We start from the raw sequence: 12,029 nt of genomic DNA on the forward strand, positions 1-12,029 counted from the left end.
ATGGCCAAAAAGGACAGTTCTCCGCGTCTTGGTCGCGGCCTCGCAGCCCTTCTGGGCGATCAGGCGCCGCAACTGGCCCGCGCCACACGCGCAAACGCCCAGCCGCAGCAGCATTCGTCCCTGCCCGTGGATGTTCTGGCCCCAAGCCCCTTCCAGCCGCGACAGGACATGAACCCCGAGCGCCTGTCCGAACTGGCCGACTCCATCCGCTCACGCGGCGTGCTGCAACCCCTGCTCGTCCGCCCCGATCCGGAAAAACCGGGTCATTACCAGATCATCGCCGGTGAACGCCGCTGGCGCGCCTCACAGCTCGCAGGCCTGCACAGCGTTCCCGTCCATATCCGCGAACTGGACGACACGGACGCGATGGCCGCTGCCTTGGTCGAGAACCTCCAGCGTGCGGATCTCAACCCGATCGAAGAAGCCGAAGGCCTGCAACGCCTCGTCATGGACTATACCCTGACGCAGGAAGAACTGGCCGGTGCCGTCGGCAAGTCCCGCCCGCACATCACCAACACCATGCGCCTGCTGAACCTGCCGCCGGAAGTCCGCGCGTATGTCCGCAACGGCGACCTCACAGCCGGTCACGCCCGCGCCCTGCTCACCCATCCCGATCCGGTCGCTGCCGCCAAGCTCGTCATCGCTCGCGGCCTGAACGTCCGCCAGACGGAAGCCCTCACCAGCGGCAAAGAGACCACCACCCCGGCCAAAAAGGCGCGGGACGCGGAAATCCTCCAGATCGAAAACGACCTCTCTTCCCGCCTCGGCCTGAAAGTCCATATTTCCTATAATGGCAAAAAGGGCGGCTCCCTGAAGATCGACTATACGTCCCTGGAGCAGTTCGAAAGCGTCATGCGCCTCCTCAACCGTAAATAAGGCCCTGAAAAACAAGGTTTTTCTTCTTTTTCAGACCAGACGCGAAGAAAAGAAGAAAAACCTCTTGCAGCTTCCCGCAAAATCCCGCTATAAGCCGCTCCACCGGTAGACGGGCCATGGGCACATAGCTCAGTTGGTAGAGCAGCTGACTCTTAATCAGCGGGTCCAAGGTTCGAGCCCTTGTGTGCCCACCATGCCCGTCTCCGGTTATTTTCCAAAAATTCTATCTTGATCTGCTAAAGCCCGCTCCGGGTCTTTTCGCGTGTCTGGACAGTCCCTGAAATCCAGAGACTGCCCCGCAAACTCAACCCCGGAAATCCGGCAGTTCGTTGACCGTCACGACACGCCACAGGCAGTCAATACGCTCCAGGATGGTGATGGACAGGTTCTGGATCGAAAACCGCAGGGCCGTATCGGGGTGAACGCCCAGCGCATGCGCCAGCGCCGCGCGGATGGCCCCCCCATGACTGACGACAACCATGTCTTCGCCTTCATGGGCATTCGCCAGATCGTCAAGCCCATGCGCCACACGCGCACAGACATCCAGCATGCTCTCCCCGCCCGGCGGCAGTTCACACGCGGAAATGGACCAGAACGGATTGGGCGGCAGACGCAGCAGAGACATGAACTCCGTGTGCGGCGTTCCATGCCATTCCCCGATCGACTGCTCGATGAAACGGCCGTCAATCGTCACATCCTGCGAAAACGCCCCTGCCTTACGGATCTCGCTTGCAGTGTCACGCGCGCGCTGGAGCGGCGAACTATACCACAATGCCTCGGTCGGCAGACGCCGCGCCAGCGTGGCATAACCACCCTGCTGGCTCGCCATCGCTTCCCGGCACAGCGGCACGTCAAGCGCCCCATACATCGTCTTGCGCGCACTGGCTTCCACGACCGCATGGCGGATCAGCCAGAACCGGGTGACGCCCTTCGGCAGTTCCGGCGTATCAAGAAAATGCCCGTGCGGGACCGCTTTATCTGTCTGGGTCATGCTAATGGGGCGTAACGGGGGACGGGGTTCGCGTCCAGCAGAACATCCCAGTGCTTCAGGATCAGTTCCAGTTTTCCAAGCACCCGGCGCGCATCCGTACATTCACGCTGCAACCGGCGCTCTTCGTCCAGCCCTTCATGCGACGGCTCTCCCGAAACCAGCCGCGCGCCCGCACACAAACGCAGCGCACCCGCTGGCCCCTCCAGCATCGGATGCGGCACCGGCACGGGCTGCCCGAGCACACAGAGCAGACTGCCCTCCCCGTCTGCCACCCAGGGCGACAGATCCGCATTCAGCCAGCGATGCAGCCGTCGCGCATCTTCCAGCGCAAGAGGCTCGCTGGGAGCATGTGGGTCCTGCACCAAAAACGACAGGATGGTCGGAACCGCATCCCAACGCCCGTCATCGAAAGGTGTGCCCATGGGCAGCATGGTCAGCACAGGACGGGCGCGCACCATAGCAACGGCCTCCGTCATGAACCGGGTCAGGCGACCGCGAATAACCGGATCGGGCAGTGCAAACAGCGCATCCATTTCGGCCAGCGCCGCATACCAGCGCAGGGCCAACCCGATATTGTGACCGTCATTGAGCGCCGAAACATCCGCACCTTCCGGCCACTCATCGCGGTTGCCATAGGCCCGCAATCCCTTCGGAAGCGACAGGGACGGCAGACGATTACGAATTTCGGGAGGGAGAAGAATGGCCCCGCAGAAAGGCGGGCCAGTAAAGAACTTGGAGCCGGTCACCATGACGATGATCCCCCGCTCCACCCAGTCCGCCACCCGCGACGGACTCAACCGCGCCTGACAGACATCGATAACGACGCTGAGCTGATCGCCCAGCTCGGTACACAATTCCCAGACAAGATCCATGTCAGGTGCCGCAAGCCCGGTCTTGGACTGATCCAACCGATGCAGCAGCACATGACGCCCCTCAGCCGCTTCGCGTCGCACAAGGGCCGCACATTGCGCGTTGATCTCCGCAACGGGCCGCGCCGTGCCATCAGCCGCACGGATATCGACACCAATCAGCCGCGTTTCCGGCGAAAATCCTTCAATTACCTCGCCCTTGCCCACCAGCGTGGAGCAGGCACTGTCCGTCGCGAAATGCCGTCCACAGGCCGCCAGCGGCACGCCACTACCCGTTTCATCGGGCGCCAGAAGAATAGACGTGACCGGGCGCTCCGTTCCGGCCGCCACAAGCGCCAGAACCGCCAGTTCGCAATCCGTCCCGGATGCGGACAGCAGAACCGCATCTTCTGACAGACCATAGTGCGCACCAATCAATGCACGGGCCCGGCGCACAACACCTTCTTGCACCACATCCGGGTCCTGCTTGGCGAGCAGCGCACTCATCATGGCGCGTCGGGCGGATTCTGCCCCACCAAAACCACGCGCAGACAACGAAGACGCCGTCGATGACCCGAAAGTGATCGCCCAGGGACGGGGACGATGGGAGCTGGAATAACGGTTCAGCCCGGTATGCGGATCAACAGCCAGCCGGGAATCCCCGCCGCCGCTCATCAGGCTCTCGGCCGGTGCCAGAACGTGCCACAACCGGGTCAGAACCCCTTGCAGACGCTCGGCCTCAGGCTGCGTAAAAGGCGGCAGATCTGGCAGAAACGCACTCAGTGTCTCCCAGCTCTGCAACAGGGAAGACACTTCCGGCACACCGTCGCTGAAAACCGCAAGCCAGGACGGAAGCGGCGCGACATCCCCCGTATCGAGCGCATGAAACAGCGCCGCCACACGCGCTGCCGCAAAACTGGCCAGAAACGGATTGGCGCCGGGCTCCAGCAACCGCATGAGTTCAATGGCATGGCGCAGGAAGGTCGGCGCAAGACGCGGCGCTTCAAGACATAATCCACCCAGCTTGAGCGTCGCCGTGGACAGGCAGAAAGGCTGCCCCGGCACCAGTTCTCCCTCAATCCGGAACGGAAGCGGCAGTGACACGTCCAGGATCGGAACCAGTCCGTCCGCAATCACCCGCAGATCGGGCCGCTCCAGAACATCCGTCAGGGAGCGTGTCAAAGTATCAGCCAGCATGCCTGCCTCTCCTGCCTCCGCACGACAGTGGGATTAGACCATCAGCCCTGCCAGCGCGAGAGGCGAAAGCCGTCTTCAAAATCATACATATGATGTTACAGAGAATGTCGCAGCGTTATTTGCGCTGTTCCAACAACACTGTAAGATAAAATTACTCTGCAGGGGTTCAGACCCTGATTTTAACCAAGAGGTTCAAATGCGGATTTTGCTGACAGGCGGTTGCGGCTTCATAGGATCGGCCGTTATACGCCATCTGATCCGGAACACGGACCACTCGGTCCTGAATGTTGACTGCATGACTTATGCAGCCTCGGAAGACACCGTCAGCGAAGTCGCAGACGATCCCCGCTACTCCCACGCCCGTGCAAATATTGTGAACGGCGTGGAAATGCAGCGCCTGTTCGAGGAATACCGCCCCGACGCCGTGATGCATCTCGCGGCCGAAAGCCATGTGGACCGCTCCATCGACGGCCCCGGGATTTTCATCCAGACGAACGTCGTCGGAACCTATTCCCTGCTCGAAGCCGCCCGCAAATACTGGAACACGCTGGGAGACGCCGAAAAGAAGGCCTTCCGCTTCCACCATATTTCCACAGACGAAGTCTTCGGCCATCTGGAGCCGAACGATCCCCCGTTCACGGAAACCACACCCTACGATCCCCGCAGCCCGTACTCGGCCTCCAAGGCATCGTCCGACCATCTGGTCCGCGCCTGGTTCCACACCTACGGCCTGCCAACCTTCGTGACCAACACCACCAATAATTACGGCATCTGGCATTTCCCGGAAAAACTGATCCCGCTGGTCACGATCAATGCGATCGAAGGCCGCGATCTTCCGGTTTATGGCAAGGGCGAAAACGTCCGCGACTGGCTGTTCGTCGAAGACCACGCCGAAGCTTTGGTCAAGGCGGTCGAAACCGGCAAACCGGGCGAAACCTATGCCATCGGTGCCCGCCAGCCCCGCACCAATCTTGAAGTCGTCAAGAAGATCTGCGCCGTCCTCGATGAGCTTCAGCCCGATCCGGCTGGCCCGCGCGAGCGTCTGATCCGCTTCGTCACCGACCGCCCCGGCCATGATTTCCGCTACGAGATCGATCCGTCCCACGCCGAGAAGGAACTCGACTGGAAAGCGACGCACGATTTCGAAAGCGGCATCCGCAAGACGGTTCAGTGGTATCTCGACAACCGCGCCTGGTGGGAAGGAATCCGCTCCAAGCGCTATACAGGCCAGAGACTGGGAGCCAGCAAATGAGCACCATCGAGACCAAACCCATGAAGGGCATCATCCTCGCCGGCGGTTCGGGCACACGCCTGTATCCGATGACGATGGCATCCTCCAAGCAGTTGCTGCCGGTCTATGACAAGCCGATGATCTACTATCCCCTTTCCACGCTGATGCTGGCGGGAATCCGGGACATCATGATCATCACCACGCCGCATGACATGCCGCAGTTCCAGCGCCTGCTGGGCGATGGTTCACAGTTCGGCGTCACCTTCGAATACCGCGTCCAGCCCACGCCAGACGGTCTGGCACAGGCGTTCCTGATCGCCGAAGACTGGATTCAGGGTTCACCCTGCGCGCTCGCGCTGGGCGACAACCTGATTTTCTCCGAACATCTCGGCGTCCTGCTGCGTGCGGCCTCCAACCGCCCCGAAGGTGCCACCGTCTTCGCCTATCAGGTCCGCGATCCGGAGCGTTACGGCGTGGTCTCCTTCGACGAGAGCGGCATCGCTCTCAAGGTCGAGGAAAAGCCGACCCACCCCGAATCCCACTGGGCCATCACGGGCCTGTATTTCTACGATCACCGCGTCGTAGATTTCGCCAAGAAGGTGAAGCCAAGCCCGCGTGGCGAACTGGAAATCACCGACCTCAACCGCATGTATCTCGAAGAAGGCACCCTTCAGGTGGACCGTCTGGGTCGCGGCTGCGCATGGCTCGATGCCGGTATGCCCGACAGCCTGATGCAGGCCGGAACCTTCGTACAGACCATCCAGTCCCGTCAGGGTATGCTGGTCGGCTCTCCTGCCGAAGTTGCCTTCCGCAACAAGTTCATCAACGCCGACCAGCTTCGTGATCATGCAAAGAAGATGGGCAAAACCGAACTCGGCCGCCTGCTTCTGGAACTGGCTGACAGCTGATTTTGTTTCTACGGTTCCGGTCTGCTGAAATACGCAGCCGGAACCATTTTTTCATAAGAAATTTTTACGGCAGGATTTCAGCATGAAGGTCGAACGTCTTTCCATTCCAGAGGTCATTCTCGTTACGCCTCCCCGTTTTGGTGACAATCGCGGCTTCTTCTCCGAAACATATAATGTGGATCGCATGAACGATGCCGGCATCGCCCTGCCCTTCGTTCAGGACAATCAGAGCCTGTCACGCCAGAAAGGCGTCGTCCGCGGCCTGCACTGCCAGCTGGCTCCCCACGCACAGGGCAAGCTGGTGCGCGTCACGCGCGGTGCGATCTGGGACGTGGCTGTCGACGCCCGCACAGGCTCGCCAACCTATGGCAAATGGGTCGGTGCTGAACTGTCTGCTGAAAACTGGTCGCAGCTCTGGGTTCCGCCCGGCTTCCTGCACGGCTTCGTCACGCTCGAAGAAAATACCGAAGTCCAGTACAAATGCACCGCGCTCTACAGCAAGGTCTCCGAACGCGCGGTTATCTGGAACTGCCCGGAACTGAAGATCGACTGGCCCGTTTCCGGAGCTGATGCCGTCCTGTCCGAGAAGGATCTGGTCGCACCCCATTTCTCGGAATCCAAAGACTGGTTCCAGTACGAAAAGTGAGCATGCCCATGTCAGGCACAGGTCCCATTCTTGTCACGGGCGGCAACGGTCAGCTTGCAACCTCCCTCCAGAATCTTGGAGAGGAGCGCATCATCCGGGTTGGGCGGCCGGAATTCGATTTCGACCATCCGGAAACGATCGCGGCAGTCGTTGAAAAATACAAGCCGTCGGTCGTCGTGAACGCGGCAGCCTGGACGGCCGTCGATCTGGCCGAAACGGAAAAGGACGGAGCCGAACGCGCAAACAATTCCGGCCCGGCAGCGCTTGCCGCGGCCTGCGCCAAAGCAGATATCCCGTTCATTCATGTCTCAACGGACTATGTCTTCTCCGGTGACAAGGGCACGCCCTACACTGAAGACGACGCCACCTCTCCCGAGACTGTCTATGGCAGTACCAAGGCCGAAGGCGAACAGGCTGTCCTGAGTGCCAACATCAAGAGCATCATCCTGCGCACGTCATGGGTCTATTCCGCCCATGGCAAAAACTTCGTGCGCACCATGATCAATGCGGGCGCCAAAAACCCCGTGCTCAAGGTCGTGGGAGACCAGAGCGGCAACCCGACCAGTTCGGACGATCTGGCAGAAGCCATTCTCGCCATCATCACCCTGATCGAACGCGATGGCTGGAAGCCGCAATATCGAGGCATTTTCCACGCCAGCGGCACCGGCGAAACCACGTGGCACGGCCTCGCCGTCGCCGCTCTGGAAGAAGCCGCGAAACATGGTCAGACCATGCCGCAGGTCAACGCCATCCGCACCAAGGACTGGCCCACTCCTGCCAAACGTCCCCAGGACTCCCGAATGGACAATTCAAAGCTCCATCGCGTTTTCGGCGTAAAGATGCCAGACTGGCGCCACAGCGTGACGCGTACTGTTCACAAGCTGTTTTCTGAAGCCTGACCGGCTGTTGCCCTCTCCCGGCGGGAGGGCAACCGACTGTCTCTCTCCTTGGCGTTGCGTTTGAATGATTCCCTTTCTCCATCTTTCGGCCTTAAGCCCGGGTGCCGAAACATGACACAGAAAAGGACCGAACCTACCCGTCAGGTCGCCATTCTCCTGTCACTGTATAATGGAGAAGTCTATCTGGATGCGCAGCTTGCGAGCATCTTGGCCCAGACCCACCCGGACTGGACACTATACTGGCGAGATGACGCTTCCACTGACTCTTCGAGAAACCGGATGCAGGCCTTTGCCGAAGGCCCCGGACAGGGAAGATGCATCGAGATCACCAGCCGTCATGAACGTCTCGGCGTCGCGGGCTCCTACGCCCATCTGCTCGATACGGTCCCAGTCACGCCGTATATCGCTTTCGCCGATCAGGATGATATCTGGGAACCGCAGAAGCTCGAATGGGCCGTGGATACCGCAGAAGAGGCCGCCCGCCGATACTCGGGCGAAATACCGCTTCTGTATTGCGCCCGACAGTATCTGACGAATGCGAACCTCGTCATTTTCCAGAAATCTTCAACCCTGCGGCGCAAACCCGATTTCCCGGCCTCCCTGACGCAGAACATCGCAACCGGCCATACGGTTCTGCTCAATGCGGCAACACACACCCTGTTGCGGAACAACCCACCACCGCCATCAATCCTGCATGACTGGTGGGCCTATCTCCTGACAACGGCAGCCGGCGGAGAAGTCCTATTCGACAACCGCTGCGTCAGCTATTATCGGCAACACGCCCACAATACGGTTGGCGCCACAGGCTCGTTCATCCGACGCGCCTGGGCAGCCTGCCGCCGTGGCCCACGGGCGTTCATGACAATCTTCCACTCCAACGTGACACATCTTCTAAACCAGCCGGAAAACCTGTCGCCCCCAGCCCTGCGTCTGCTGAAGACCATCGCCGCTGCCCGGACATTCTCCGCCCGGCTCCGTATCCTTTTCAGATACTCGTCCCTCCGACGACAGCGCTTCTCCGAAACTATAGTTTTCCGGCTCTGGTTCCTGTTCTCACGTTAGATGTCTATTTCCGAAATTTAATAGCAAGTATCTTCGCTTGAAGGGCATGCGGCCCGATTCCAAAATGACAGGAATATTGAATAATAAATACTGACAATCAAACACAATAATTATAATTCACATATGAAATATTTTATTTTTAATTCTATCCAGGAAATAATCTTCTTATTTCTTTCATTATTCCATAACAAGGGGTGTACTTGTAAATTACAGGCCTAGATATGGGACAAAGGCCAAATCCAGCCAAAAATTTAGCGCTTGAAACACTTCCATAGCAATCAAAGTCCAAAATTTTCCCCATTGAAGAAGCCAATTTCATACATTCCCACAGCAATAATGAATTTGCTCCTGCATAAGAAAAACTCGTATCTCTTGCTGATTGCCAGAAATACATAATATTTTCTCCCCATATTACAATTGATGCCGCAACCGGGATATGTCCTTTATACGCAACAACCGTCACCAATTGATCTCTAAGCAGACATTGCCTACAAATTTCTTCCAATAATTTATAATTATGTGTACTCTCTTCATTTCTTTGTTTTTTTGATAAATAAATGAAGGACTCTATTGAACTCTCAATTCGAATTTCCAACAATTTATCAGTAGTTCGAATTAAATTTCGAGTTTTTTGATCGAGATTATTCCACGCATCTTCTAAATCAACATTAAAATCATACTGGAATGTAGATTGATTGGATATGTTAAATCCTTCCAGTTCAAATGCGAAAAGAGTTTCATCGTGAGGATCAAATGATAATCTAAAATTACTGTAGTTCGGTATATTTTGAACCAACCCTTCCACCAGACGTCGTATGTTCTGTCCTTTTTTAAAGGGCTTTGATTCTGGAATATCGAACTGTGGGGAGAAAGTTCTTGTATATGGAGGCATCGAAATACTTGTCATGCCCAGATTTTTTATTTTATATATTGGAAGGTTTATATTCAATTTATTGCTATGAGTATAATTTATAAACTCTATTTTTCCTTCCGTTACACAATCAAGCCACCACTCCTCCATAAAAATACTGTTCTTTTTCATTGTCCTGTTCCCGAAATGCATTCTTCCTCGTCTCTAGATATTGGCACAAAACTCTAACCAAAGAATAGTATGATAATTTTTATATTTGCCGTTAAAAATAAGTTATTATAATACCTGTGCCATCTATTCAATATTTTTCAGATCGATAAAGATACATCTCCTAACCAGAAAATTGGATACATCGGCTATATTTTCATTTCTCTCCGATGAGAAATTTTCCAGAGTGAATTTTGAGAAGATGGCTGCAAACTGCCCTGTCCGTTCATTTGCCCGCCGATGTAATTTCTATTTTATTAATCTCAGACCTTTAACTTCAAATACTGACGGATGATTTCCATAAATGGGCCGTCCTGCTCCAAGCTGAACGGTCGTGCCGCATCGTAATCATAGACCGTCCCCGCCGGGCGTGTGGCTTTTTCGGGATCTTCGGACGCATAGCGCGGCACGATATGGGTATGCAGGGACGGCGCCAGATTGCACCATGTCTCGTAATTGATTCGCACCGCATTGGTTACCGCCAGCAGCGCATCCCCGACCGCCGCCATATCGGCCAGATACTGTGCCCGTGCCTCGCCGTGCAGGTCATTGATCGTCGGCACAACCGGGTCGGCCAGGAGCTGACAATATCCCGGCAAAGGCTGCGTTTCTCCGATCACCAGCCAGCCCGATTTCATCCGCCCGATAACAGAAGGGTTGCTGCCACATCGTGCGGCAGCAACCCTCTGTGCAATAACATCCGTCATGGTTGGTTCCCCTTCTGCGTGAAGGGGAAAGCGTATCATGCAGCGGCTTCGACGTCCTCGTCCTCACGTTCCACGATCCGCGTATTTCCGCGCGTGGGACGGAAGCGCTTTTCAACCAGCGCCTCTTCAATGTCTTCCAGAGACGCACCCGCCGTTTCCGGCACAAAGAAGAACACGAAGATCACGGACGCCAGATTGACGAAAGCATAAAACCACATCGTCCAGCTCAGCCCGATGGCTTCCGCCATGCTCAGCGCCGTACTGGTCACCAGCAGATCAGCCCCCCACAGCGTCGCAGCATGAAGCGACGTTGCCTGTCCGCGCATCGACAGCGGGAACATCTCCGCCCCCAGCAGCCAGCCACACACCTGAATCCCGCCGGAATTGAACATCATGAACAGCAGCAGGAACACCACGATCAGATAGGCCCCCGTGCTGCCCGGAGCCGGATGGCTCAGGAACATCACACCAAGCCCGACCAGCGACAGCGCAGCCCCCGGCCCCATGATGAGCATCAGGCGACGACGACCAATCCGATCCACAAACATGCAGCCCAGAAACGTCATGATGCAGTAAATTACCGCCACACCCAGCGACGCCAGAAGGGCGGAGGACGTGCCGAAACCCGCATCGTTCAGGAAGGTCGGGGTATAGTAGATCATCATCTCCAGCCCGCCGCACTGCGTAAAGAACGCAACGCCGAGCGCCGCCACAAGTGCAGGCCGCACCCAAGGCTGAAACAGACCGCGCCAGCCCCGGTTCTTCGGCTCGATTCCTTCCGCATTTTCACGGATGGTCTGAACTTCCCGACGAATGGCCCGCTTGGTCGTACGGATGCGCCCAAGCTGGATGATGGCACTCTTCATACCTTCATTCTCAGCCGCCCAGCGTGGGCTCTTGGGCATGAAGAACATGGAAACGAACACGATCGCCGCCGGAATGGCCGCAATACCCACCATCGGGCGCCAGCCCCAGGCCACACGCTGGGTAAAGCCGATGATGTTGGCAATCAGAATGCCCAGACCGATCGCCACATTAAACAGCGTCACCAGCGTGCCGCGACGTTCCTGCGGCGCCAATTCGGAAATATACATCGGCACGACCTGCGTCGAACCACCAACCGCCAGCCCCAGCACGAAACGCGCCGCAATCAGGCTCCAGACATCCGGCGCCAGCGAACAGGCCGTCGCCCCCGCCACGAACAGACCACTCACCATGCAGGTGGTGTTCCGTCGGCCGAATTTCTCCGACAGGCTACCCGCGCCGAAGGCTCCGAATATCGCCCCAAGAAGGATCGCGGACGCAACCCATTCCTTCATGGTGGCATTCAGATGGAAATCATCCCCGATCAGAGGCAACGTGCCCGAGATGATGCCGGTGTCATAGCCATACAGACCGCCGCAAATCGCAGCGACCACAGCGGCCAGAATCAGCATCAGCTTGGCATTGGGAGAAACTTCGATGGACGCGGGATCAATATGCTCCCGTCCGGTTCGGACTGTTTTCGTATCGTTTTCCATAGGGGGATAACATACCACGAAACGATTGGTTTTTCAGGTTCGGCAGAAAACAGCCACAAAATACAT

The 12,029-nt window shown here is 57.1% G+C and carries 11 protein-coding genes and 1 tRNA gene; 7 read left to right on the forward strand and 5 right to left on the reverse strand.

The window, feature by feature from the left end; genetic code table 11:
* A complete protein-coding gene (locus ABDK74_RS09065) occupies positions 1-876 on the forward strand; it encodes a ParB/RepB/Spo0J family partition protein (RefSeq protein WP_194255431.1) in 876 nt (291 codons plus the stop codon).
* Between the two features lie 118 nt (positions 877-994).
* Positions 995-1,070, forward strand: a tRNA-Lys gene (locus ABDK74_RS09070).
* Positions 1,071-1,180: 110 nt separating this feature from the next.
* On the opposite strand, the gene ABDK74_RS09075 is transcribed toward ABDK74_RS09070, so the two are convergent.
* Both ABDK74_RS09075 and ABDK74_RS09080 read right to left on the reverse strand, forming a co-directional pair.
* Positions 1,181-1,867: a histidine phosphatase family protein gene (locus tag ABDK74_RS09075; protein ID WP_346003544.1), complete on the reverse strand. Its 687-nt coding sequence runs from the start codon at positions 1,865-1,867 to the stop codon at positions 1,181-1,183.
* Positions 1,864-3,912, reverse strand: coding sequence for a hypothetical protein (locus ABDK74_RS09080; protein ID WP_346003545.1), 2,049 nt, complete (start codon positions 3,910-3,912; stop codon positions 1,864-1,866). Before ABDK74_RS09080 ends, ABDK74_RS09075 begins: the two co-directional genes overlap by 4 nt.
* A 196-nt stretch (positions 3,913-4,108) precedes the next feature.
* Between ABDK74_RS09080 and rfbB the strand changes: the two genes are divergently transcribed.
* From rfbB to ABDK74_RS09105, 5 genes are all read left to right on the forward strand, one after another.
* Positions 4,109-5,164, forward strand: coding sequence for a dTDP-glucose 4,6-dehydratase (gene rfbB / locus ABDK74_RS09085; protein WP_194255434.1), 1,056 nt, complete (start codon positions 4,109-4,111; stop codon positions 5,162-5,164).
* Between the two features lie 20 nt (positions 5,165-5,184).
* Entirely contained in the window at positions 5,185-6,051 is an 867-nt protein-coding gene (gene rfbA, locus ABDK74_RS09090; RefSeq protein WP_174694242.1) for a glucose-1-phosphate thymidylyltransferase RfbA, read from the forward strand.
* Positions 6,052-6,133: 82 nt separating this feature from the next.
* Positions 6,134-6,697, forward strand: a complete 564-nt coding sequence (gene rfbC, locus ABDK74_RS09095) for a dTDP-4-dehydrorhamnose 3,5-epimerase (protein WP_346003546.1) — start codon at positions 6,134-6,136, stop codon at positions 6,695-6,697.
* A gap of 8 nt (positions 6,698-6,705) precedes the next feature.
* A complete protein-coding gene (gene rfbD / locus ABDK74_RS09100) occupies positions 6,706-7,596 on the forward strand; it encodes a dTDP-4-dehydrorhamnose reductase (protein ID WP_346003547.1) in 891 nt (296 codons plus the stop codon).
* Between the two features lie 111 nt (positions 7,597-7,707).
* A complete protein-coding gene (locus ABDK74_RS09105; RefSeq protein ID WP_346003548.1) occupies positions 7,708-8,658 on the forward strand; it encodes a glycosyltransferase in 951 nt (316 codons plus the stop codon).
* Between the two features lie 145 nt (positions 8,659-8,803).
* Here ABDK74_RS09105 and ABDK74_RS09110 read toward each other — a convergent pair whose 3' ends face one another.
* The 3 genes from ABDK74_RS09110 to ABDK74_RS09120 all read right to left on the reverse strand — a co-directional run bounded on the left by ABDK74_RS09110 (position 8,804) and on the right by ABDK74_RS09120 (position 11,963).
* Positions 8,804-9,700: a GNAT family N-acetyltransferase gene (locus tag ABDK74_RS09110; protein WP_346003549.1), complete on the reverse strand. Its 897-nt coding sequence runs from the start codon at positions 9,698-9,700 to the stop codon at positions 8,804-8,806.
* 299 nt (positions 9,701-9,999) lie between these two features.
* Entirely contained in the window at positions 10,000-10,443 is a 444-nt protein-coding gene (locus ABDK74_RS09115; protein WP_346003550.1) for a hypothetical protein, read from the reverse strand.
* 35 nt (positions 10,444-10,478) lie between these two features.
* Complete coding sequence (locus tag ABDK74_RS09120; RefSeq protein ID WP_346003551.1) at positions 10,479-11,963, reverse strand: sugar porter family MFS transporter; 1,485 nt, start codon at positions 11,961-11,963, stop codon at positions 10,479-10,481.
* Positions 11,964-12,029: the final 66 nt, after the last annotated feature.

This window comes from Gluconobacter sp. OJB (assembly GCF_039638275.1).
Taxonomy (GTDB): domain Bacteria; phylum Pseudomonadota; class Alphaproteobacteria; order Acetobacterales; family Acetobacteraceae; genus Gluconobacter; species Gluconobacter cerevisiae.